The sequence below is a fragment of the Parabacteroides sp. TM07-1AC genome, from assembly GCF_003480915.1.
In the GTDB taxonomy this organism is placed as follows: Bacteria; Bacteroidota; Bacteroidia; order Bacteroidales; family Tannerellaceae; genus Parabacteroides; species Parabacteroides chongii.
In genome coordinates this window covers 182,805-207,268 of sequence record NZ_QUKD01000008.1, presented here as the reverse complement: position 1 = coordinate 207,268, position 24,464 = coordinate 182,805, and the positions used below count along the sequence as shown (strand labels likewise).

General features: G+C 45.0%; 15 protein-coding genes. 5 read left to right on the top strand and 10 right to left on the bottom strand.

Annotation, left to right across the window (positions count from 1 at the left end; translation table 11 throughout):
* Nucleotides 1–135 precede the first annotated feature (135 nt).
* Nucleotides 136–1,968 carry a DNA helicase RecQ gene (gene recQ / locus DXD68_RS16475; RefSeq protein WP_122362713.1) on the bottom strand — a complete coding sequence of 611 codons (1,833 nt, stop codon included), beginning with the start codon at nt 1,966–1,968 and terminating at the stop codon, nt 136–138.
* 465 nt (nt 1,969–2,433) lie between these two features.
* Here recQ and DXD68_RS16470 point away from each other — a divergent pair, with 465 nt between their 5' ends.
* The 3 genes from DXD68_RS16470 to DXD68_RS16460 all read left to right on the top strand — a co-directional run bounded on the left by DXD68_RS16470 (nt 2,434) and on the right by DXD68_RS16460 (nt 6,858).
* Entirely contained in the window at nt 2,434–3,717 is a 1,284-nt protein-coding gene (locus DXD68_RS16470; RefSeq protein ID WP_122362615.1) for a DEAD/DEAH box helicase, read from the top strand.
* 156 nt (nt 3,718–3,873) lie between these two features.
* On the top strand, nt 3,874–5,355 hold the full coding sequence (locus DXD68_RS16465) for a sulfatase-like hydrolase/transferase (protein ID WP_122362614.1): 1,482 nt from the start codon (nt 3,874–3,876) through the stop codon (nt 5,353–5,355).
* A gap of 99 nt (nt 5,356–5,454) precedes the next feature.
* On the top strand, nt 5,455–6,858 hold the full coding sequence (locus DXD68_RS16460; protein ID WP_122362613.1) for a Gfo/Idh/MocA family protein: 1,404 nt from the start codon (nt 5,455–5,457) through the stop codon (nt 6,856–6,858).
* A 92-nt stretch (nt 6,859–6,950) separates the two neighbouring features.
* Here DXD68_RS16460 and DXD68_RS16455 read toward each other — a convergent pair whose 3' ends face one another.
* The 6 genes from DXD68_RS16455 to DXD68_RS16430 form a co-directional block, all read right to left on the bottom strand.
* Nucleotides 6,951–8,882 (bottom strand): NAD(+) synthase, encoded by a 1,932-nt coding sequence (locus DXD68_RS16455; RefSeq protein WP_122362612.1) that lies wholly within the window; start codon nt 8,880–8,882, stop codon nt 6,951–6,953.
* 303 nt (nt 8,883–9,185) lie between these two features.
* Nucleotides 9,186–11,372, bottom strand: a complete 2,187-nt coding sequence (locus DXD68_RS16450) for a glutamine synthetase III (protein WP_122362611.1) — start codon at nt 11,370–11,372, stop codon at nt 9,186–9,188.
* A 401-nt stretch (nt 11,373–11,773) separates the two neighbouring features.
* Nucleotides 11,774–13,000: an LL-diaminopimelate aminotransferase gene (locus DXD68_RS16445; RefSeq protein WP_122362610.1), complete on the bottom strand. Its 1,227-nt coding sequence runs from the start codon at nt 12,998–13,000 to the stop codon at nt 11,774–11,776.
* 66 nt (nt 13,001–13,066) lie between these two features.
* Nucleotides 13,067–13,876: a diaminopimelate epimerase gene (gene dapF / locus DXD68_RS16440; RefSeq protein WP_122362712.1), complete on the bottom strand. Its 810-nt coding sequence runs from the start codon at nt 13,874–13,876 to the stop codon at nt 13,067–13,069.
* Nucleotides 13,877–14,283: 407 nt separating this feature from the next.
* Nucleotides 14,284–15,996, bottom strand: a complete 1,713-nt coding sequence (locus DXD68_RS16435; protein ID WP_122362609.1) for a RagB/SusD family nutrient uptake outer membrane protein — start codon at nt 15,994–15,996, stop codon at nt 14,284–14,286.
* Nucleotides 15,997–16,014: 18 nt separating this feature from the next.
* Nucleotides 16,015–19,299 carry a TonB-dependent receptor gene (locus DXD68_RS16430; protein WP_233577195.1) on the bottom strand — a complete coding sequence of 1,095 codons (3,285 nt, stop codon included), beginning with the start codon at nt 19,297–19,299 and terminating at the stop codon, nt 16,015–16,017.
* Between DXD68_RS16430 and DXD68_RS24535 the strand changes: the two genes are divergently transcribed.
* A complete protein-coding gene (locus DXD68_RS24535) occupies nt 19,298–19,480 on the top strand; it encodes a hypothetical protein (protein WP_233577193.1) in 183 nt (60 codons plus the stop codon). The two genes, DXD68_RS16430 and DXD68_RS24535, sit on opposite strands and share 2 nt — an antisense overlap.
* A 251-nt stretch (nt 19,481–19,731) precedes the next feature.
* On the opposite strand, the gene DXD68_RS16425 is transcribed toward DXD68_RS24535, so the two are convergent.
* From DXD68_RS16425 to DXD68_RS16415, 3 genes are all read right to left on the bottom strand, one after another.
* Nucleotides 19,732–20,754, bottom strand: coding sequence for a FecR family protein (locus DXD68_RS16425; RefSeq protein WP_122362607.1), 1,023 nt, complete (start codon nt 20,752–20,754; stop codon nt 19,732–19,734).
* Between the two features lie 62 nt (nt 20,755–20,816).
* Nucleotides 20,817–21,395, bottom strand: a complete 579-nt coding sequence (locus DXD68_RS16420; protein ID WP_122362606.1) for an RNA polymerase sigma-70 factor — start codon at nt 21,393–21,395, stop codon at nt 20,817–20,819.
* Between the two features lie 329 nt (nt 21,396–21,724).
* The gene (locus tag DXD68_RS16415; protein ID WP_122362605.1) at nt 21,725–23,944 is read right to left on the bottom strand and encodes an alpha-N-acetylglucosaminidase; all 2,220 of its coding nucleotides are present in this window, start codon (nt 23,942–23,944) and stop codon (nt 21,725–21,727) included.
* Nucleotides 23,945–24,123: 179 nt separating this feature from the next.
* Here DXD68_RS16415 and DXD68_RS16410 point away from each other — a divergent pair, with 179 nt between their 5' ends.
* Nucleotides 24,124–24,462: a cupin domain-containing protein gene (locus DXD68_RS16410; protein ID WP_122362604.1), complete on the top strand. Its 339-nt coding sequence runs from the start codon at nt 24,124–24,126 to the stop codon at nt 24,460–24,462.
* Nucleotides 24,463–24,464: the final 2 nt, after the last annotated feature.

Here is a 24,464-nt window from a genome sequence, read left to right as displayed (position 1 = left end):
TGTACTGTCCCCGTCTCTTTGTTTCGGAAGCTAATCTACAGGAAAGTTTTGGATGAACCTGCCCCTTTTTTACCGTAACGGTAATTTGAGCGACTCAAACGGAATATTTGGAAACTGAAATAAAACGGAGTAAATCTACCCTATTTTCGGTAGTCTCAGTACGAACCGAATCAGTGCCACGAATACCTTCCCGTATTTATCCAGTTTGATTTCACCCACACCTCGTATTTCACTGAATTCCTCCAGCGTGACCGGCTTCTTTTGTACCATATCTTCCAGTGAATCATCCGAAAAGATGATATAGGCGGGCGTTTGTTCTTTTTCGGCAATCTGTTTACGGAGTTGCTGGAGTGAATCGAGCAAGGTTTCTTCGACCGATGCCGATTTGAGTGGTTTGATCGGGCGGTATTTGAATTTGGAATCTTTTCTTCTGAAATAAGTTTTCTCTTCCGGTTCTTTGTAAATGGACATCATCGCCTTCTGCTCTCCGAACAGTATTTTTCGTCCTAACGGAGTAACTTTCAAGATACCGGCATTGACGTAATCGATTTCAAGATACCCCAGTTGGAGCATCTGATACAAATATTCTTTCCATTCTTTATAAGAGAGATCTTTTCCGACACCGTATGTTTTCAGTTTATCGTATCCTTTCTCGGTGATATCCGCTTTTTCCGATCCACGAAGAATGTTAATCAGCATATTCATGCCGACAAACTGGCCTGTGCGGAAGATGGCGCTGAGTGCCTTTTGTACCAGTACGCTTCCATCGAAACGTTTGGGAGGGTTCTTGCATACATCACAATTCCCGCAATCCCGGTCGACCTCTTCCCCGAAATAACTCAACAGGATACGGCGGCGGCAGATATCCGCTTCGCAATACCGTCGCATCCGGTTCAGCTTCTGTAGGTTGACATCTTTCTGTCCGCTTTCTTCGGCAAAACGGCGGAGGACAAGCAGGTCGCCCACCGAATAGAACAACAACGTATCACTTTTCATCCCATCTCGTCCGGCACGTCCTATCTCCTGATAATAGTTTTCAATACTCCCCGGCATATTGTAATGGATCACCCAGCGCACGTTGCTTTTATCGATTCCCATGCCGAAAGCGACGGTGGCGCATACCACATTCACCCGGTCGTTGATAAAATCGTCTTGTGCCTTTTCGCGTTTGGGGGCAGGAAGTCCGGCATGATAGGCGGTTGCCTTGATCCCGTAAGAGGAAAGTTCTTCCGCCAATGCCTCGGTACTGTTTCGGCTCATGCAATAAACGATGCCGCTTTGCCGGCGGTGGGCGTTGATGAAATGAACGATAGCTGCCGTCTTTTCCTTCTTGTTCAGTCCCCTCCGGATAGTGAGAGACAGGTTGGGGCGGTCGAAAGAAGAAATGAAGACTTCCGGATCACGCAGGTTCAACTGGTTGACGATATCGGTACGGGTCACTTTGTCGGCCGTTGCCGTCAATGCAACGATCGGTACTTTGGGGAAATGTTCTTTCAGGACGGACAACTGGGTGTATTCAGGCCGGAAATCGTGTCCCCAATGTGAAATGCAATGCGCTTCGTCGATGGCGATCAGTGAGATATCCATACGTGGAAGTAGCCAGTGAAGTTCGCTAACCAATGCTTCGGGTGAGAGATAAAGCAGTTTGATTTTTCCCTGGATGCAGAGTTGCTTGATCTGATGCCGTTCCTCTTCGGGCATCATGCTGTTGAGTGCCGCCGCCGGAATCCCGTTGGCTACCAATCCGCCCACCTGATCTTTCATCAGGGCGATCAGCGGGGAGATGACGACCGCCGTTCCTGGCAGGTAAATAGCCGGAAGTTGGTAGCAAATCGATTTTCCTCCGCCGGTAGGCATCAGCACCAGCGAATCCTCTTTCCTCAAAATGCGTTGTATAATCTCCGCCTGTAACGGGCGGAAAGAAGTATATCCGAAGAACTTCTTTAACAGCAACAATAACTCTTTCATCATCCAATAATCAATTTACAAAGATAGTATAATTTCTAATTTACTTCCATGTATCTTTGTATTACTTCTTGCTTCTTTCTGTTTTAAGACTATTATGTGATTGCCAGTTTATTACAGTTTCCTCGTAGTTACTCTCTTTGGAAACTCCAGTTCCCTGCGGAGGAAACTGTAATTCCCTGCGGAGGAAACTGTAATTCCCTGCGGAGGAAACTGTAATTCCCTGCGGAGGAAACTGTAATTCCCTGCGGAGGAAACTGTAATTCCCTGCGGAGGAAACTGTAATTCCCTGCGGAGGAAACTGTAATTCCCTGCGGAGGAAACTGTAATTCCCTGCGGAGGAAACTACGGGTTACTCCTGAAGAAAATATTATTATGTATATAGGAATGTAAGGTAATATCGATATATTTGACTATCTTTGTCCCATTATTTATTTAACGAGCCGTGACGGCTCAGCATTTTATTAGATGACATTTGAACAATTACAACTGATCGAGCCGATACGTAAGGCTCTCAGAGAAGAAGGATACACCATCCCAACCCCTATACAAGCAGAAGCGATTCCCAATGTTTTAGATGGATACGATTTATTAGGTTGCGCACAGACCGGAACAGGTAAGACGGCAGCTTTTTCAATCCCTATTTTACAAAATCTGTATAATGAACGTCAGAGTGGATTTGCACGTGGTATCAAAGCATTGATACTAACGCCTACCCGTGAGTTGGCGATTCAGATCGGGGAAAGTTTTTCTGCGTATGGAAAATATACCAAGCTGAAACATACGGTTATATTCGGTGGAGTGGGACAGAAGCCCCAGACGGATGTGCTTAAGCAGGGAGTGGATGTGCTGATTGCAACGCCCGGACGTCTGCTGGATTTGATCAACCAAGGTTTTATCAGCCTGAAAACATTAGACTATTTTGTCCTGGATGAAGCCGACCGTATGCTCGATATGGGATTTATTCATGATATCAAGCGTATCCTGCCCCTATTGCCGAAGAAACGCCAGTCGTTGTTTTTCTCGGCTACTATGCCTCCCGAAATAGAACGTCTTGCCGGAACAATCCTGGTAGAGCCCCGGAAGGTAGAGGTCACACCCGCTTCATCGACGGTGGATAAGATCGACCAGTCCGTTTATTTTGTAGAAAAGGGGGAGAAAGTAAGTCTGCTTACTCATTTGTTGAAAGACTCCTCGTTGGAATCGGTACTGGTATTTACCCGGACGAAGCATGGGGCGGATAAAGTAGCCCGTGTCCTGGCGAAAGCCAATATCGGAGCCGAAGCCATTCATGGAAACAAGAGCCAGACGGCCCGCCAGCGTGCGTTGACCAACTTTAAGGATCATACGACCCGTGTGCTGATCGCAACGGATATTGCTGCCCGCGGTATCGACGTGGATCATCTTTCGCATGTGATCAATTACGAACTGCCCAATGTGCCGGAAACGTATGTGCACCGTATTGGCCGTACAGGACGTGCCGGACGTAGCGGAGTGGCTTATTCTTTCTGTGATGCCGAAGAGGTTCCGTACCTGAAGGATATCCAGAAACTGATCGGTAAGCAAATACCTGTTGCCGGGGGAAACGAATTTGAAACGGCGGAAGTAAAAGCAGCCGTAGCCGATAAAAAAGAAGCCATCAAGCAGGAATCCAAGCGACGCAATATGTTCGGTAGCAAACGCGACGGAAGCTACTGGCGGAATAAGAAGCGGGCAGAAACCGGAAATCAGAAGACAACTAAAAAGAAATAAAGACATTATTCCTGATGGAGTAAAAATCGGGAGCTACATGCTTTGAAATCCGTATGATTAATTATATTTGCAGGCGTTGGATAATCAACGCCTTTTTTATTCATGAAAGCATAAAATATGAAAAATCTACTATGTATAGCTGCCGGAATAGGAGCTATGTTCACCTTAAACGTCTATGCCCAAACGGGGCAGCAGCCCAACGTGGTGGTTATTGTAGCTGACGATCTGGGGTACGGCGACCTGAGCTGTTATGGCGCTACCACGATTCGTACTCCGGGGATGGACCGGATAGCCAATGAGGGATTGCGTTTTACGCAGGGATATTGTACGGCGGCTACTTCTACGCCCAGCCGTTATTCTCTTCTGACCGGGTTGTATCCCTGGACAAATAAAGATGCCAAGATACTTCCGGGCAATGCGGCTTTGATCATTGATACCCAGCAAATCACTTTGCCGAAGGTGATGAAGCAGGCGGGATATACAACCGGTTCGGTCGGTAAATGGCATCTGGGACTGGGTGACGGGGCGGTCGACTGGAACGAAACGGTCTATCCCGGAGCAAAAGAAGTGGGATATGACTATTCATTTATCCAGGCGGCAACCAATGACCGCGTACCTTGTATCTTTATTGAAAATGGTAAAGGTGTCGGACTCGATCCGAATGATCCGTTGTATGTCAGTTATAAGCATAATTTCCCGGGTGAACCGACCGGTAAGGATAATCCGGAATTGCTCCGGATGCATCCGAGTGTGGGGCATGCGGGGGCGATCGTGAATGGCGTTCCCCGTATCGGATTTCAGAAAGGCGGTAAAGCTGCCCAATGGAAAGACGAGGATATGGCCGAATTGTTCCTGGAGAAAGCAAAAGGTTTTCTGAAAGACAATAAGGACAAACCGTTCTTCCTGTATTACGGATTGCATCAGCCGCATGTGCCTCGCGTACCGAATCAGAAATTTGCCGGAAAGTCGGGAATGGGACCCCGTGGAGATGTTATTCTGGAGGCAGACTGGTGTGTGACGGAGTTTTTGAATGAACTGGATCGGTTGGGATTGACGGAAAATACGTTGGTAATTCTGACCAGCGATAATGGGCCTGTGCTGGACGACGGTTATCAGGATCAGGCCGTAGAGTTGGTCGGAGATCATAAAATGGCAGGTCCTCACCGGGGTGGAAAGACGAGCTTGTATGATGGAGGTACTTGCATTCCGTTCCTGTTGCGTTGGCCGGCGGTTGTCAAGCCCGGTGTATCCGATGCACTGGTTTGTCAGATGGATTTGCTGGCATCTTTGGCGGCATTGACGGGACAGACGTATCCGGATAAGACGGATAGCCAGAACACGTTACCTGTTTTTTTAGGAAAAAGCGATCAGGGACGTCGGGAGCTGGTTACCGAAGGTTATTTCAATTATGCCCTGCATCAGGGTGATTGGGTGATGATACCGCCTTATCCTGCTTATTATGACGATCCTGACGGGGTCGGTTTTTCCGGTCTGGGAAATTGTTATCAATTATATAATATAAAGGAAGACATCGGACAGGAACACAATTTGGCGGAAAAGGAACCCCGGCGTTTGCGACAAATGATGATGACGTTTGAAAAGCTAAAAAGAGAGACAGGAAAGATTACAAATTATTAATTGATACATTTGATTGCTTCTTTTTTTTCTAAACATATTTGAGAAGTTGATTAAATATTATAAATTTGCCCACTTAACAAGAAATACTAATAAAAGAACATGGAAAACACTCGTCGTTCCTTTCTTAAGAAAATGACCGCCGCCGGAGTTGGTGCGGCAGGTTTGGCCATGGCTGGTACAGCATCGGCCACTACAGTAGCAGGTTCTCCGGAACCTCAGAAGAAAAAAACAGCCGGAAAAGATGATGGCAAACTACGTTTCGGATTTATCGGAACTGGTTCTCGTTGTCATGAACACATTAATAATGTGTTGGCTATTCCGGGTAATAAGATCGTTGCTATTTGTGATATCCAACAGGGACCGATCGACAGAACTCTCAAACACATTGCTAAATTTAACGTTGACGCTCCGAAAGTGTATAAAGGTGGCGAACGTGAATTTGAAAAGATGTTGAACAATGAGGAGTTTGATTGCGTAATCATTGCCAGCCCGTGGGAATGGCACGTACCGATGTCGGTAGCTGCTATGAAAGCCGGTGTTCCTTACGTAGGTGTGGAAGTTTCTGCCGCCAATACGTTGGAAGAATGCTGGGACCTGGTCAATGTATCGGAAGCAACAGGAAGCCATCTGAACATCATGGAAAATGTTTGCTATCGTCGTGATTGTATGGCGGCATTGAACATGGTTCGCGAAGGTTTGTTCGGTGAATTGCTGCACGGTGGTTGCGGTTACGAACATGACTTGCGTGATGTAAAATTCAATGATGGTAAGAACTATACTTACCAGAAGGGTGGTGAGTTGCGTATGGGCCCGACGGCTTTTGCTGAAGCTCAGTGGCGTACGAATCACTCTGTACATCGTAATGGGGACGTGTATCCGACTCACGGTATCGGACCGGTTGCCAATTGTATGGATATCAACCGTGGTAACCGCTTCGTTGCTATGTCTGCTATGGCAACTCAATCTCGCGGATTGCATAAGTTTATCGTAGATAATGGTGGTGAAAACCATCCGTTGGCTAAGGTTCGCTTTAACCTGGGTGACATCGTTACTTCTATGATCAAATGTGCGAACGGACAGACGATCATCGTGACTCACGATACAAATTCTCCTCGTCCTTATTCTTTGGGATTCCGTATTCAGGGTACAGATGGTTTGTGGATGAACGATGGTGATCATGTATATGTGGAAGGCCAGTCTAAACCTCACCGTTGGGATAATTCTGACGAATGGTTCAAGAAATACGACCATAAACTATGGGCTCAGTTGGATGCTCAGGCAAAAGAAGCCGGTCACGGTGGTATGGACTTTATCATGATGTATGACCTGATCGATCGCATCAAGAACAAACGTCCGGCTCCAATGGATTGCTATGATGCTGCTGCTTGGAGTGCTATCTCCGCTTTGTCAGAAATGTCTATCGCTCGTGGCGGTGCATTGGTTGACTTCCCAGACTTTACTCGCGGACAATGGATTAACCGTAAACCGGAATTCGGTATGTAATATGTCGGGGGTGTAAGGGTGGTTCGCGAACCGCCCCTACGGAACAACAATATAAATGAAAAGGCCACCGGGATTCCGATGGCCTTTTTTGTTTACTTCAACCCTTCTATCTCTTTCAGCCACAACGTTGCCATTGCATCGCTCGGCATACGCCAGTCGCCACGTGGGGAAAGGCTGACGGAACCGACTTTCGGGCCGTCGGGCAGGCAACTTCGTTTGAACTGTTGCTGGAAGAAACGGCGGAAGAACGTATAGAGCCATTTTTTGATTGTCTCCTTGTCGTAATTGTCCTTGAAAGCCTGCCCGGCCAGGAAGTAAATCTTGGCAGGTGAGGAGCCGAAGCGGAGGAAATGATACAGGAAGAAATCGTGTAGTTCGTAGGGGCCTACCAGGTCTTCCGTTTTCTGTTTGATATTTCCGTTTTCATCTGCCGGGATCAGTTCGGGACTGATAGGGGTATCGACGATATCCAGCAAGGTAGCGCGGGAGGCTTCATCCACCCGGTTGTGGGCAACCCATTCTACCAGGTATTTGACCAATGTTTTAGGGATACTTCCGTTGACGCCGTACATCGACATATGATCGCCGTTGTAGGTCGCCCAACCCAGTGCCAGTTCCGACAGGTCGCCGGTTCCGATCACCATACCGCCTACCTGGTTGGCAACGTCCATCAGGATTTGGGTACGTTCGCGTGCCTGGCTGTTCTCGTAGGTTACATCATGGACGGACGGATCGTGGTCGATGTCTTTGAAGTGTTGGAGGCAGGCATCTTTGATCGAAATTTCTTTCAGGGTGACACCCAGGTGGCGGATCAGGTCGCAAGCATTGGTATAGGTGCGGTCGGTGGTTCCGAAGCCGGGCATGGTGATACCGAGTATCTGACCCCGGGGGATGCCGAGCGCATCGAAGGTCATCACGGTTACCAACAGGGCTAATGTGGAATCCAGTCCACCTGAAATACCGACAACCGCCGTTTTAGAGTGGGTATGGACCATGCGTTTGGCTAGTCCGGCTACCTGGATCTGGAAGATTTCTTCGCAACGCTCTTTTAGAGCATCGCCGGAAGGAGTGAATGGATGCGGGTCGATCGTACGCGTCAGTACCGGATCTCCGGAAGTTTCGGACAGGGCGAACGGGACTACGATCGTTTCCTCCGGTAATAATGTGGAGGCTCCGTGCATGAAGCTGGTGTTCACGCGACGGTCGTTTTGCAGGTTTTCAACGTCGATCTCACTGATGATTAGTTGTTCCTGCATGGTGAAGCGCGGTGATTCTTCCAGGAGATTTCCGTTTTCGGCAATGATGCCGTTACCTGCAAAAACAAGGTCTGTGCTGGATTCTCCGAAACCAGCGGAGGTATAGACATATCCTGCCATACAACGGGCAGATTGCTGGCGGATCAGCGAACGAAGGTAATGGTGTTTACCGATCAGTTCGTTGCTGGCGGATATATTTACCAGGATATTGGCTCCTTCCATCGCCAGTAGGGAACTGGGGGGAACGGGAACCCACAGGTCTTCACATATCTCGATACCGACTTTTACCTGTCCGGAGGTGAATAATAGGTGACTATTCATTGGGTATCGGTTGTTTCCGATCGAGATGGTTTTATCCCATAGCTCGGTAGCGGAAGTAAACCAGCGCTGTTCCTGAAATTCTTTGTAGTTCGGCAGATATGTTTTGGGAACTACGCCTATTATCTTTCCGCTCTGGAAAGCGATGGCGGCATTGATCAGTCGGTTGTCCGTTACGAGCGGGGCACCGACGATGGTGAGCAGGTTCAGGTCGGCGGTGTCACCCACGAGTTTTAATAGGGCCTGTTCTGCATTCTTCAGTAAAGTTTGCTGGGCAAACAAGTCGAGGCAGGTATAGGCCGTCACCGACAATTCGGGGAAAGCGATCAGCTGGACTCCCTTTTCCGATGCTTGGCGCATCAGGTTTTCTATCTGCCCTATATTATAAGAACAGTCTGCCGCCTGTACGTGGGGGACGGCTGCTGCTACTTTTATAAATCCGTAGTTCATATTCTATTTGTTTATCGTATCCTGTGAATGGACGACACAGGGACGGGGTGTCTCTTTTTTCTTGGGCCAAATACTTTTCGTGTATTTTACAAGCTTTTTCATATCTTCAATGTTGTCTATCTTGTTGAGATATTCCTCGATGAAGTTTTCTCTCCATTGTTGTAATTCCATTGCCGTCATAACGTAAACTCCTTTCTTATATAATGATGCTCCAAAGGTATGTATTTCTCCGGGAATATGAAAGAAGGGAAGCCATACTTCGTAGCATGCTTCCCTTGCAAACACAAAACAATCAACAAAAAACTATCTGATAAATAATAATTCGCGATATTTCGGTAATGTCCACATCTGGTCGTCTACAACCAGTTCCAGTTTGTCGATGTGGTAACGGATCTCTTCCAGCATCGGGGCGATGGTGTCGTGGTAGGCAATGGCCTTTTCGCGTTCGCTCTCGATCTTGTTGGCAACCTTACGGGCTTCGACCATTTCGTCGACCTTTTCTTTGATGAAGTTGGTGCGGCAAGCGATGTCTTCGATGATCTCCAGGTTGCGGGCGGAAAGGACAGATGCCTTGTCTGCCGGGAAAAGATCTTTCATTTTATAAACGTTGTCGACCAGCGAAGTCTGATAGCGGGTGGCGATAGGGATGATATGGTTCATCGTCAAGTCGCCCAATACACGGGCTTCGATCTGTATCTTCTTTGTATATGTTTCCCATTTCACTTCGTTACGGGCTTCCAGCTCTTTGCGGGTCATGACGCCTGTCGACTCGAACATCTTGATGCTACTTTCTTTCAGGTAGTTGTCGAAAATGACCGGTACACTGGTTTCACAATCCAGGCCGCGGCGTTTGGCCTCTTCTTTCCATTCATCGCTATAACCGTTGCCGTCGAAATGGATGGCTTTACATTCTTTGATGTCTTTGCGGAGCACTTCCAGGATGGCGGCAAACTTGTCTTTACCGGTTGCGATCTTTCCGTCTACCTCTGCTTTAAATAGCTTCAATTGTTCGGCAACGGCGGCATTCAGAGCCAGCATCGCCGAGGCACAATTGGCTTCGGAACCTACGGCGCGGAATTCGAAACGGTTTCCGGTGAAAGCGAAAGGAGAGGTACGGTTACGGTCGGTGTTATCGATCAGTAATTCGGGGATACGGGCAATGTCCAGTTTCATTCCCTGTTTACCGGCCAGCATGAGATCCTCCGGTTCACTCTTTTCCAGATGGTCTAAAACCTGTGATAACTGGGTCCCGAGGAAGCTGGAGATAATTGCGGGAGGTGCTTCGTTGGCTCCCAGGCGGTGGGCGTTGGTTGCGCTGGAGATACTTGCTTTCAGTAATCCGTTGTGACGGTAAACGGCCATCAAAACATTTACAACGAAAGTGATGAAGCGCAGGTTGTCCTCCGGAGTCTTCCCCGGACCCATCAGGCCGATGCCTGTGTCGGTACCCAGCGACCAGTTGTTGTGCTTACCCGATCCGTTCACTCCTTTGAATGGCTTTTCATGCAACAGGACACGGAAACCATGCTTGCGGCTGATCTTACGCATCAAGGCCATGACGAGCAGGTTGTGGTCGTTTGCCAGGTTGCATTCTTCAAAGATAGGAGCCAGTTCGAATTGGTTGGGAGCTACTTCGTTGTGGCGGGTCTTCAGTGGGATACCCAATTTGAGGGATTCGATCTCCAACTCTTTCATAAATTCCATGACACGGGTAGGAATGGCACCGAAGTAATGATCTTCCAATTGCTGGTTCTTGCTACTTTCGTGGCCCATTAGCGTACGACCGCTAAGCAACAGGTCGGGACGGGCGGCGTACAGACCTTCGTCTACCAGGAAGTATTCCTGTTCCCATCCCAGATAAGCATATACTTTCTTTACATCCGGATTGAAATAGTGGCATACGTCGACGGCAGCTTTATTAACGGCTTCCAATGCTTTCAGCAAGGGAGCCTTATAGTCCAGCGATTCGCCGGTATAAGCGATGAAGATGGTCGGTATGCATAAGGTATCGCCAACGATAAAAGCAGGGGAGGAAGGATCCCAGGCCGAATAGCCGCGTGCCTCAAACGTATTTCGGATACCGCCGTTCGGAAAACTGGAAGCATCCGGTTCCTGTTGGATCAGGAGTTTGCCGGCAAATTCTTCAACCATTCCGCCTTTGCCGTCGTGTTCTACGAAAGCGTCATGTTTTTCGGCGGTTCCTTCGGTCAGAGGATGAAACCAGTGGGTATAATGGGTTGCTCCCATTTCGATCGCCCATTTTTTCATACCGGAGGCTACGGCATCGGCCGTTTCCCGGTCAAGAGGAGTTCCGTTATCGATAGAATCGACTAGTCTGGCATAAGCCTTTTCCGGAAGATATTTAAACATCTTCTCACGGTTGAATACGTTCTTTCCGAAATATTCCGACGGACGTTCTGCCGGGGTAGCTACTTCGGCGGCTCTTTTCTTGAAGGCCGATTCTACAACTCTGAATCTTAACTTTGACATACTATTTGATTTTAAAGTAAGTGTTTGTTATTATTTATCTTCCGGGAAGGGAGAAGGTACCTTCCTTTCCGTATCCTATAGCACCTCACTCAGGTAAGGTAATCAGCCTCATCCCGATGCGGTAGGTAGCCTCATCCCGATGCGGTAGGTAGCCTTATCCCGATGCGGTAGTCACGTATGTGGAGGGATTGCTGCCCTATAAAAAGGAGTATAGAGTTACCCGCCATAGTTGGGGCTTGGCATTGCGGTATAACATTCTATAAAATCGAAAAGCTGCGGCCGGCTTCTCTATACGGTCCTTTTCATGAGATAACCTGAATTGATACATTGTTTAGCTCTTTTGTTCCATCCTGCTTCCTACATTGTCAATTGTTAATTGTCAATTCTCAATTTTCAATTATTCAGAGCCACTTCTTCAGCCTGGCCATTGCCTCTAAAGTGTCGTCCCGGTCGCCAAAGGCGGTGAGTCTCAGATAACCTTCTCCACTCGGGCCGAATCCTACGCCCGGTGTACCAACGATATTGACTTCGTAAAGCAACTTATCAAAGAATTTCCAGGAGGAGAGCCCTTTCGGAGCTTTTACCCAGAGATAAGGAGCATTTTCACCTCCCCATACCTTCAGACCGCAACCCTGGAGACCTTCTTTCATAATACGTGCGTTAGTCATATAATAGTTGATCGTAGCCTTCACTTGTTCTTTTCCTTCCGGAGAGTAGACCGCCTCGGCACCCCGCTGGGTGATGTAGCTGGTCCCGTTGAATTTGGTCGTTTGACGGCGGTTCCATAGCTTGTTCAATTGTACCTTTTCGCCTCCCAACGTAAAGCCGTTCAGTTCTTTCGGCACAACCGTATATCCGCAACGTACTCCGGTGAAACCGGCGGTCTTCGAGAAGCTACGAAATTCGATGGCAACCTTTTTCGCCCCTTTGATTTCATAGATCGAGTGGGGGATATTAGGGTCCTGTATGTAAGCTTCGTAAGCTGAATCGTACATGATCAGAACATCGTTTGCCAGTGCGTAGTTTACCCATTTCTTCAACTCGTCTTTTGTCAGGCTTGTGCCTGTCGGGTTATTGGGGTAACAGAGGTAGAGGATATCCACCCGGCGGCTCGGAAGTTCTGGAATGAAATCGTTTTCTTCCGTGCAGGGAATATAAACGACATCGCTCCATTTCCCGTTTTCCAACACTCCGGTACGTCCGCTCATGACGTTGGAATCTATATAGACGGGGTAGACCGGATCGAGTACCCCGATACTATTATCATGGCGGAGAATATCGCCTATATTTCCGCAATCGCTTTTGGCACCGTCACTGACGAAAACTTCGCCCGGCTCCACAAATATCCCTCGGCTGGCATAATCATTCTTGATGATAGCGTCGATCAGGAAAGGATAACCCTGTTCGGGACCGTAGCCGTGGAAATTCTCCTGGGTTGCCAGGTCGTCGACGGCTTTGTGCATCGCTTCGATAACGGCTGGTGCCAGTGGTTGTGTTACATCACCGATTCCCATGCGGATTATTTTTTCTTTAGGGTGCGTTATCTTGAAACTGTTTACTTTTTTCGCAATGTCGGAAAACAGGTAACTGTTCTGTAGTTTCAGGAAATGTTCGTTAATCAGTGCCATATTCGTTCTGTTGTTTTATGTTGTTGTCTTGTGGAGACAGGGGATTACCTGTCTTTTATCCTTTTGTTATACTTCTATTGTCCCTTCAAATACGGTGACTGCTCCTCCGGTCATATAGACTTTACCATTGTCTTTATCCCAGTGGATGGTGAGCGGTCCGCCGTCCATGATCACTTTTGTTTTACGTTGGGTCTTGCCACATACGACTCCTGCGACGGCCGTTGCACAAGCACCTGTTCCGCAAGCTTGGGTAATCCCTGATCCCCGTTCCCATACCCTCATCCGGACTTCATCGTCTTTTAAAACTTGTACAAACTCAACATTTGTCCGGTCGGGGAAGAGGGGATGACATTCCAGCTTAGGTCCGATAGCCGGCAAGTCGATATCGTTTATATTAGTAACAAAAATAACCAGGTGAGGGTTTCCCATCGACAGGATAGTGCCGGTATAGGTTTGTCCGTCGGCTTCCAGTTCGATGGATGGTTCAATTATTTCCGGGGTTCCCATATCGACCGTTACTTCGGTTACGGTCCCGTTGGAAACCGTTAGTTGCAGAATCTTGATGCCTGATAATGTTTCCAGTGTGACTATCTCTTTGTTGGTCAGTCCTGCTTCATACACATATTTACCTATACAACGGGAAGCATTTCCGCACATCCTGGCTTCGGAGCCGTCGGCATTGAATATCCGCATGCTGAAATCGGCTTTTTCCGATGAACCGATTAAAACCAATCCATCCGATCCGATACCTGTATGCGGTGCACTTAACTTAATGGCCAGCTCTTCCGGATTTTCCAGCGGATAAGCCATCGAGTTTACGTATATGTAGTCGTTACCGGCTCCGTGCATCTTTGTGAATCTAATTGGATTTGTCATTTCGATTGTTTTACTCCTTTGGATATTTCTTTTTGTTTTGTTATAATGCAAATATACGACGTTTTGGTATTTTATATACGATAAATGCATCTAAATGTTCTACAAAACGATGTGTAACGATAAATTGTTTCAATAATCCCCTTTGTTTGTTATGAATTATAACTATATAACAGTAAATAGGAGCATATTGTAAGTTGGCGTAAGTGAAAACTTGTTGAAATATCGTTAAAAGGATACTTGTTATAGCTGGTAAGTATGACTATTTGTCAATGAAAGGAGATGAAATAGACGCCATCCTGAACGAAAAGTAAGTGAATCGTTCAAAATGACGTCTATTTGTAAAAAGAACGGGAACTAAAAGATTACTCTTAGCTCCCGTTTTATTTAGCTGGTTGAAAAGGCCGTTTTTATAAGCCGGCTTGTGGGTCGAATGTACCGTTTTCCCATCCTTTTGTTTGTTCCAGGTTGGGGTTGTTGCTCATTTCACTACGTTTCATCGGTAGGAAATACATATTTGTATTAGCAATCATCGGAGTATTGTCGCGATCGAACAAATACGTCGTATAGCTACCGTCGGCTTGTTTATTCATCACCAGTGCATGACGTTTATCTTGGCCTACCATAAGCTTGTCGTAGATCATCCAGCGACGCAGATCCCACATACGCTTCTGTTCGAACAACAACTCGATGAAACGTTCTTCACGTACTGCTTCACGCATTTCATCCTGATTCATGTTCGGGTTTAATCCGTAAAGCATGCCTTTCAATTCAGGATCGGAGCTTGTCTCATTGATACCTGCACGTTCGCGAATTTGTTTCAGAACATCGAATGCTTCACTTAGCTTACCAACTTCAACGGCTGCCTCTGCATAGTTCAGCATGACTTCAGCCAGGCGGATATCGATGTAGTCGGTACCGGATTTCTGACAATCGGAAATGGAAATGCTTTCATCGATACCTTTCTTTGAGTAATAACCCGTTTTGGAACCAACGTTTTTACCGTAAGCATAATCGTTTTGTGCATTCTCATTCAGTTCCATAACGGTATTGAAATAAGTAATACCCTGATATACTACTGTTGCATAGAAACGTTTGTCGCGATTCTTCCATAAGGTAAAGATGTCATTGCTTCCCTCTTTTTCCCAGTCGGCATAGGTATACGTTTTTCCATCTACGGTAGGGAAACGGTCGATCACTTCCTGAGTAGGATGATCACCTCCGGAATTATTCATAGAGAATGTGATCGGACGAACCTTTGCATCTCTGGTATGCGTGCGTGTCGGGTTTTCGTAGCGGATAGAGAAGATCACTTCCTGGTTCATTTCTTCCAGGAACAGTTTTCCATAATCACTATAAAGTGCGTGTCCCTGACCAATCAGATAATTAAGCGTTTCTTTGTTGTAATCATAAGCCGTCTGCCAATGTTCGCTATTCTTATTCGGGTTGAATTGCGGGCTGGCACGGAATAAAAGGACACGACCGAGAAGCCCTTTAGCTGCTCCTTTTGTTGCACGTCCCAGATTATCACCTGAGTAGGAAGCTGGCAGACTTTCAGCGCAGGCTTTCAGCTCGCTGATAATGAAATCAAAACAATCTTTGGTGGAAGCACGTTTTACGTACAGGTCGTCTGTCAATGCCTGCGGAACGGTGATCAGAGGAACACCTCCGTAACGTTTTACCATCTCAAAATAAATATACGCACGGATGAAGCGAGCTTCAGCGGTCAGACGATCCGCCAACTCCCGGTCGATTGTACAAAGGTCCGTATTTTGTGCATTCTGTATAAAAGTGTTGCAATTACGGATATCTTTGTAGGGCCAGTACCAGGTTGGTGCAGAATCCCAGCTGGGTTTATTATCCCCGGCTTTGCTCATATCATCGGGAGTAGTTGTTCCGTTTGTCCAGCCTCCGCCTCCTGTTGCTTCATCGCTGGCATCAGCAAGGGCCGGATCCCAGCTGGGGATGGAAATATATAATGCGTTCAAAAAAGCGGTGGTCAGGGTTTCGTCTTCCCAAACCTGTTCTTCTGAGATGGAGCTCAGGTCTTCCTTATCCAATATGCTGGAACAGGAAGAAAGTAATGCCAGAATAGTTGCGCATGTAATAAATATCTTTTTCATATCGAATTACTCAAATTGTTAGAAACTTACATTAATTCCAAAGTTGAAGCTCTTAGTGAGCGGGTATTGGTAAGCACCACGGTCACCACTGTTTTCAGGATCATAGATACCGATGTGATCAAATACAAACAAGTTGGTACCTGATACATAGACGCGGCAACGATCTACACCGATTGCACCCATCCATTGTTTAGGCAACGTATAACCGATCTCGATGTTCTTGCAACGGAAATAGTTACCGTTCATCAACCAGAATGATGATTCCTGTCCATTAGCACCTTTTGAACCTGTACCACCGACACGGGGATATTTACCATTGATGTTATCGGGAGAATAAGCATCTGTCCATATATTCAATACCGTCTGTTCCGTCCATGTGTCGCCACGGTTCGGGAACATGATCGCACGATGGCCAACTCCCTGGAAGAAGGCGGTGAAGTCAATGCCTTTCCATTCGCCTCCCAGGCTCATACCGTAAATGATTTCAGGATCCTTGCTATAGAGGGAAAGAACGGTTTTATCGTTTCCGTCGACAATACCGTCAGGACCACCGACACCACCTGCTCCGTTGATGTCTTTCAGGATAATATCACCTTTCGACCAGTCGAATCCACCGTTATATTGTGGCAATCCAACCAGGTCCGCATCTGTGCGGGCAATGCCGTCTGCAAGATAACCGGTGATGTATTTGATAGGCCGGCCGGTTTTTAATTCCCATTCGTAAGCATTTGCCGACTCATCGATCTTTGTATAATGGTTGCGTGCGAAAGAGAAGTTTCCTGACACATAATAAGTGAAGTTTCCTATTTTGTTATCATGGCGCACTAAGAATTCACAACCCTGGTTTACCATTTCCGCATAGTTTTCTTTGGGAAGCGTAGCTCCGAATGTTCCCGGGATAGTGCGGACACGATCCATCAGGATATCTGAAGTCTTTTTATGGAAATAGTCAAATTCAAAACTTAATAAACCATTCCACAGACCTAAGTCGAAACCGACGTCGGCAGTAGTTGTTGTTTCCCAAGTAATACCCAAGCTGGGGTAAACGCCCGGAAGGATACCTGTTGCTCCGGTACCGAATACAACATTGGTCGGGATTTTGTCTGTTTGTGTTGTGAATTTACTGAGATATTGATAGTAAGCAACATCGTCGCCACCATCGTTACCTAATGTACCATAAGATGCACGGAGTTTCAGGTTATTGATAAAGTTCAGTTTCTCATTGGCTTTGAAGAAGCTCTCTTCCGTGATACGCCAACCGGCAGATACTGACGGGAAGAATCCCCAACGTTTGCCCGGAATCCATTTTACTGATGAATCATAACGGAAGTTTGCTTCCAGTAAATAGCGGTTGTCGAATCCATAATTGATACGGCCTACATAACCGATACGTCCGATTTCCGATTCATTTCCATCGGCGTCTTTCCATTGGCTATCGGCACTACCTGCAAACAATTGTTCCAAGGAAGGGGAAAGTAACTCTTTGCGTTGTGCCCAGAATTTATCACCCCATTCTTCATATTGTTCATACAGGAACATGGCACCGATATCATGTTTGCCGAATGTACGGTTATAGTTCAATTGCAAGTTCAGTGTATAAGCACTGGTTTCGTTGAAATCTTTCCGGACGAAGTTACCATTTTCTGTTCTTGTACGGGTACCAACTACCGGAGCGTCATCGCGGATGATATGATTATGTTCGCCTGTCGTTTCATGAATATATAATGTATATTTCTTTCCTGCCTGTTTTTCATTTTCATAATACCGGCGGTAGTTGAACATTGCATTGGCCGTCAGACCTTCTACCCAGGGAATATCCCATTTAGCACTCAGTTTTGTATTCAATGTACTATGTTTCTTTGATACATGACCATTCTTGATTGCTTCCAGGATGTTCCAGTTATAAATAGTCGCATTTGGCTGGCCATTGATATAAGCCGGTTCTGTCGACGGGAAATTTAATAAGGCACGATACATGTCGTTCATCAATTCCTTATCTGAGTCATGAGGCCAATACGGTGTGCGTTGGTCGCTCATATTACCGTCCACATCCAGTCCGATTGTAAAGTTGTCGGCAATTTTGGCATCCACGTTGGAACGGAAGCTATAACGTTTGAAATCCAGATTGTCGAATGTACCGCTTTGCTGGTAGTAACCTGCAGACATATAGTAATTAATACGGTCGCTACCACCATTTACGCTGAGGTTATGTTGTGTGGTGAACGGATTTTTCCAGGCAAGGTCGAACCAGTCTGTACTATGTGTCTTGAAATATTCCTGTTCGTCGGCTGTATAGTAACGAGAGTCTGTTTCAGGAATACCATTGTACATAAATTGATTATTTAAGTACACTGTTCTGTCATAGGCATTCATCACTTCCGGTGTACGGGTAGGGCGATCTGTACCGAACAATCCTGAGTAACTGAATTGTGGTTTTTGGTTCTTACCGCGTTTGGTCGAAACAACGATTACACCGTTGGATGCACGCGAACCGTAAACGGCGGCCGATGCAGCATCTTTCAATACGGAGATGTTTTCGATCGTATTCGGATCCAAAGCATCGAAGTCGGCTTTTTCGCGAACGACACCGTCGATCACATAAGTAGGATTCGTATTATTCGGGGTATTGACACCACGAATGGTGATGGGGGAAGATACACCCGGCATACCGGATTTGTTGTAAGAGAAGATGCCCGGCATACGTCCTGCCATTGCATTTGAAATATTAGACACCGGGATAGTGGCAATATTATCAGCGGAGATAGTGGCAACAGATCCGGTCAGGTTCATTTTCTTCTGTGTACCGTAACCGATAACGACGACTTCGTCCAGCTTCTGCGTATCTTCCCGTAGGTTGATTGTGAAATCGGTTTGTCCTGCCACTTTTACGGTTTGAGTCAGATAACCGATAAAAGATACTTGTAATGTTGCATTTTCCGGAACTTCCAAAGTGAAGCGACCATCCATGTCGGTGATTGTGCCAATGGTAGTACCGTCGACAGATACGTTCGCACCGGTGATAGGACCGAATTGATCGTTGACTACTCCTTTGATTGTTTTTGTCTTTTGTTGTGTAGCTTCTGCTACCATATTTTTCGGACGTAGAATGATTTGTTTGTCATTGACGCTATATTCAATGTTTGCGGCTTTACAAATTTCATTCAAGATAGTTTCGATGGATTTTTCCTTTACTTTAATGTTTACTTTACGGTCAACATTAATAAGCTGACTATTATACATAAAATAAAAGTCGGAACTTTCTTCGATTTCCTGTAAGACTTGCTCTACAGAAGCATTCCTCATGTCTAAAGAAATTCTGGCAGACTGGGAGTACAATGAGCTTGCACTTGCCGTGCTTAAAAAGCAAGTCAAACATAATGCTGCAAGTTTCATACGCATTGGAATTTTTGGTAATAAGTCAAAATTTGACTTAAAACCTTCTGGGTTTGATAAATTCTTCATAAATTCACATTATCAAATTTAATTAGGTTTGAAAAATAACTTGGTTGGGGATTACCATTCGTCAGGTGAGATTTTCGGATTGGTAATTCTTTTGATTGAAGCAGGAAAATGTGACCAGCATTTTTCTGCTTTTCTTTTAGGTTTCCATTCTCATACAATACTTTTTTAAGTTAACAATTATAACATTTATCTTTATTTTGATATTAGACGTAACGTGTGGGCAAACACCCTATGAGAAAATGAACTTTTTTCTTTTTTTCTTTTTTGTGGTTCTTACTTTACTGTTTTTATGATAACTATACGTCGTGAATATGTAAAATCAGACGTTTGCTCCGGTTCTATAACTGTACATTTTATAGGAGCCGTTTTTTCTAACAGAAGTAAAACCTCATGAAGGGTCTCCGTCGTAAATGTGGCAGAATACTTATAATCATATAATTCTTCTCCTTCCAGTTTGATGTCAACATTAAAATGTCGGGCAAGACGTTGTACAACTTCATTCATGTTGGCACGTCTGAATATCATTTTTCCGTCTTTCCATGAAGTTTCTACTGCCAGATTGACTTTGTCGACTTCCATTCTGCTGGTATTTTTATAATATATCACCTGTTCGCCCGGGTGTAATGTTCTGGATACCGGTTGTCCAATTTCTGATACTTCTACATGTCCCTTTGCCAAAGTTGCTTCTATTTTATCCTCATCTTCGTAGGCTTTTACATTGAATTCAGTACCATAGGCACTGATTTGCAATCCATTGGCTGTTGTTACATCAAAACGGTTTGATTTATCGGATGTTACTTTGAAATAAGCTTCGCCAGCCAGTTGCACACTTCTTTTATTCTTGGTAAAGCGTTTAGGATAGGAGATGGAAGAACCGGAGTTCAACCATACTTCAGAACCATCGGGAAGTGTGATTTTGGATATTAGGCCATAAGCCGTATTCAGTTCCACTTGTTCTACTGGTATATTGTTCCATTCCCTTACTGTGTTGAATAAGGTATACGTTGCAAATAAAACCGGAATTAATAATACCGCAGCTGCTGTCCGAATAAAACTCAGAATTTTCTTTTTATATTTATCTGTAGCAATCTGTTTTGATATTTTTTTCCAGTTCTGCTGAGTGTTTATCTGTTTATGTAATTTGAGTTCAGCCGTGGTTTCCCAGATGAAACGAATGTCGTCTACTTCTTTTTTGAAGTCGGGAGAGGATTGCATTTGTTGGTCGAAAGCTATTCTTTCTTCTATGGAAAGCTTACCTTCAAGATATGCTATTATATGTTCTGTATGAATGTCCACTTTTGCTTTTTATAAATTAGACGTATAACCTATGGGAGACCCTATGTTAAAGAGTGTTTTTATTACCAAAGCAACAAAATCATCAGCGGTAAATAATCCTTTAACTCGATCCGGAGATGTTTTAATGCTTTTGTCATATAGGCTTCAACTGTCTTAACCGAGATATTGTGTTCTGCTGCAATCTCAGTATAAGTCATACCTTCGAACCTGTTTTTCTCAAAGACGATCCGAATATTGTCAGGAAGTTTAGCTAGTGCAGCAGAAAGCATCTGTTCCAGTTCTATGGTTGAATAGATATCTCCTGAAGTATATTGTAAGGGATTATTTTCGATCTCTTTTTGTTGCCAGTTGAGCTCTGTTTCCTGTTTACGAAGAAAATCGATACAAGAGTTTTTGACGCTTGTGATAAGAAAGTTACGGCTAGATGTATTGATTTCAATATTCTTTCTGTTTTTCCATATTTTGAAAAAAGTTTCCTGTACAATGTCCTCACATGTTTCCCAACGATCAATATATCTATGAGCGAAAACACATAACGGAGAGAAAAACTGAAAAAAAAGAGTGCGAAATGCAATTTCATCATCTTTGATTGCAATCTTCCAAAATAAACCGTCAATAGAACTTGTCTCCTTTTCTTTCATTTTGTTTATAGCGGGGAAGCTATGATTTTTAAATAGTACGTAGTTCTTGAAGAACTCACGCCAAAAGCCGAAACGATATCGATTATATTTCAAAGCATACAACAAAATAAAAGAGATTAAATACAGAAAAAACTATTATAATTAAAAATCACTCCAAATAAAGAAACAGTTGATTAATGACAGGTTTTTAACTACTTATTATAAAATATATCCTATATTTGCATCACGTGGATGCAATAGTTCTTCAAGAACTGATATAAAAAGATGCAATTTTATTATCGTGTGTTTGATAATAAAATTGCATCTTTTATGAATATGAAACAAATTTCTTATTTACTTACTTGTTTCATTACCGGAAGCCATTTGGCATATAACTCCTTTACAATTTCGATTTCGTTCCCTTGCGGTGTATCCGGATAGGTTTCTTTATTGAAGGCCCATTCATATTCCCAATTAGTTAGACGGGTATAGAAATCGCTCGCATCCAAAGCCGGGCGTTCAGCCAATGATTTACGGATATACTGTTCATCATAACGCCATTCGCCTTTAGGCTGGACTTTCAGATAACTGATGAATTTTTCCCAACGAGGTTTATAATAACTTTTCATTAAGCCTGCCCATTGGCGGTTCGAGTATTCAAATAGGTGGGCAGAAGGATGTTTCGGACCCCATACCGTTACTAATGTACGTGCATTCCATTCATATAAATCTTTTTCTTCGTCGGTTGTTCCCCATTGACGCGCTTCTTTTATCCATTTACCCAGCAAGAACGTGGAACGGGTTCCCAGTAACCGGTCGAAGTCATCGATTAATGTGAGGAACTGATCTCCTGCCTGTTGTAATTTCTCATTATCCCCAGACTGATAAGCCTTTGTTATTTGTTTTTGTAAAGGCAGAGAAAGATCGGAAAGACATTGGCGCATGACATCGACCAGGTCATATCGGTAGGTGTCGCTTGCTTTCAGGTCATCGGATGCCTGGAGAAAATAATTGACGGCATCCCATAAACGGGAAGTAGAATAGGGGCGGCTTAAGTCGCCATTGGCTGCCACTTTTTGAATGTTTAAAGCTGGGCGGGCACACATAACACTTTCTGTACTAGGTAATCTGCCTGCTTTATCGCTATATACCGTTTCCAGTAATACTCTCCAGCCTTGTTCGGCTCCCTGAGGTAGTTTTCCGTAACGGGCACGTGCATAATCCATGACCCACTGTTCTAATACCGGAGCATCCTGCATCCAGGTTATTTCTGTAGATAGTTCGTAAACGACCGGATTATGTTCGATCGCTTCCGGGAAGAGACCGATACCTTGTATATTCCCTCCTTTAGGGTTTTTCTTCAATTCATGTGCATTTTTGGCATATAATGGCAGATTTCCTCCCATATAAACACGTCCGCCGTAATTATGCAATACACCCGCTACATACGGGTAGTTCCAAAAACTGTCGAACTTCTCTACGTTCCAGCCTCCTAAATCCAATAAGAGCAGACGATCTTGCGGGAACGTGCGGGCAATAGCTTCACGTAACGACCAGGTTTGCATCGCTATGATGGCTTCGGGGTCGAAACCGGAGGCAACTTCCCATATCACTTTTCCTACTGCTTCAAGATATGACTTCTCATTGCTGGGAGCAGCCCCTTCGTGAAAAGGATCGGCGGCATAAATATGGTTTGTGCCGTATAGCTTTTGCTGTTCTTCCAAAAAGGCTTGTCCCATTTCTTTGAATAAAGGATCCAGCGGGTCCAGTTGTACGGTGGCGGTAAACGCATTACACCAACGATTCTTGTCTTTGATGCGGGCTTCGGGATATTTCTCTTTTAGTTTGATCGGTACGAAACCCGTGAAACTTTGCAGGATAGGAGTCATTCCCAGTTCACGCTGACGTTCCAGGATTTGCTGTCCGAGTTCTTTGTGGGAATCAATCCACGATTGTGGCAGCGGACCTCCGTATGTTTCAATATTCGTCATCCATTGCCATGCCTGGAAAGCCGGACCGACCAGGAATGTACGGATCTCATCGTCATTCATTTTAAACCGGCGTAAAGTATTTTGCCAGACAGCTTCCTGCCCGATTACGGCCAGGGGCATATTGATACCGTGCATGGCCATCCAGTCAATTTCACGTTGCCAACGTTCCCAGTCCCACCAGGCCATTGTGTAGCTGACGGTACAATAATTCAGATAGACACGATGGTCGAAAGCGGTCGGACACGCCACTTTTTCCGGAACTTTTGGAAGACGTGACGGGAGATTCAGATTATCCCCGTTCCATGACATATGCGCGTTACAATAATATTTCAAATAATGATAAAGTGCAGACGCTACAGATACACCGTTGTTTCCCCGTAATATAATCTTACTGCCTTTGGATTCGATTTCGAAACGATCTTTACCGTCTTCCGCTTGAATCGTTTCCACTTTAAACGAGGCTGCCTTTTCAGGGATAACCCGTTTGATCAGAGCCTCGGAGGCTTTTCTTACATCATCTTTTGCCCATATACTTCCGAGGGATAGTAAAAGGCAACATAAAATCAGTCGCAATTTCATTTGATAAAAACTTATTTAGTATTCAATATATAATGTTTTTCATGTGTAAAATAATTAGTGGTATTCTAATATACCGGATAATTGACGTGTAAATATAGTGAATACCCTATGGATATTTGAAAAAACTACATTATCAGTTATCTTTACGCATTGAACAACGAATTAATGAAAAGGAAATTATGAATCAGGAAAGTGCTAATTTTCAATTTGAAGAAAAGATAGAATGGCAAGACCTCGGTGGAGGTGTGCAGCGTCAGATCATGGGATATAATGATGATTTGATGATGGTAAAGGTGAAGTTTGAGACCGGAGCAGTCGGGGCACCTCATACACATCCGCATACACAGACTACTTATGTGGCCAGTGGCGTGTTTAAGTTTACGACGGACGGGGAAACAAAGATCGTCAGGACAGGAGATGGCGTTTATATGAAACCGGGTGTTTTGCATGGATGCGAATGTGTGGAAACCGGTGTGTTGATCGATACGTTTAGTCCGGTTAGGGAAGATTTTTTATAACT

What these genes read in the sequence shown, in the direction of transcription:
- recQ (WP_122362713.1), bottom strand. Translation starts at nt 1,968, where the DNA reads ATGAAAGAGTTATTGTTGCTGTTAAAGAAGTTCTTCGGATATACTTCT.
- DXD68_RS16435 (WP_122362609.1), bottom strand. Translation starts at nt 15,996, where the DNA reads ATGAAAAAGATATTTATTACATGCGCAACTATTCTGGCATTACTTTCT.
- DXD68_RS16450 (WP_122362611.1), bottom strand. Translation starts at nt 11,372, where the DNA reads ATGTCAAAGTTAAGATTCAGAGTTGTAGAATCGGCCTTCAAGAAAAGA.
- DXD68_RS16460 (WP_122362613.1), top strand. Translation starts at nt 5,455, where the DNA reads ATGGAAAACACTCGTCGTTCCTTTCTTAAGAAAATGACCGCCGCCGGA.
- DXD68_RS16445 (WP_122362610.1), bottom strand. Translation starts at nt 13,000, where the DNA reads ATGGCACTGATTAACGAACATTTCCTGAAACTACAGAACAGTTACCTG.
- DXD68_RS16415 (WP_122362605.1), bottom strand. Translation starts at nt 23,944, where the DNA reads ATGAAATTGCGACTGATTTTATGTTGCCTTTTACTATCCCTCGGAAGT.
- dapF (WP_122362712.1), bottom strand. Translation starts at nt 13,876, where the DNA reads ATGACAAATCCAATTAGATTCACAAAGATGCACGGAGCCGGTAACGAC.
- DXD68_RS16465 (WP_122362614.1), top strand. Translation starts at nt 3,874, where the DNA reads ATGTTCACCTTAAACGTCTATGCCCAAACGGGGCAGCAGCCCAACGTG.
- DXD68_RS16470 (WP_122362615.1), top strand. Translation starts at nt 2,434, where the DNA reads ATGACATTTGAACAATTACAACTGATCGAGCCGATACGTAAGGCTCTC.
- DXD68_RS16455 (WP_122362612.1), bottom strand. Translation starts at nt 8,882, where the DNA reads ATGAACTACGGATTTATAAAAGTAGCAGCAGCCGTCCCCCACGTACAG.
- DXD68_RS24535 (WP_233577193.1), top strand. Translation starts at nt 19,298, where the DNA reads ATGTCTAAAGAAATTCTGGCAGACTGGGAGTACAATGAGCTTGCACTT.
- DXD68_RS16430 (WP_233577195.1), bottom strand. Translation starts at nt 19,299, where the DNA reads ATGAGGAATGCTTCTGTAGAGCAAGTCTTACAGGAAATCGAAGAAAGT.
- DXD68_RS16410 (WP_122362604.1), top strand. Translation starts at nt 24,124, where the DNA reads ATGAATCAGGAAAGTGCTAATTTTCAATTTGAAGAAAAGATAGAATGG.
- DXD68_RS16420 (WP_122362606.1), bottom strand. Translation starts at nt 21,395, where the DNA reads ATGAAAGAAAAGGAGACAAGTTCTATTGACGGTTTATTTTGGAAGATT.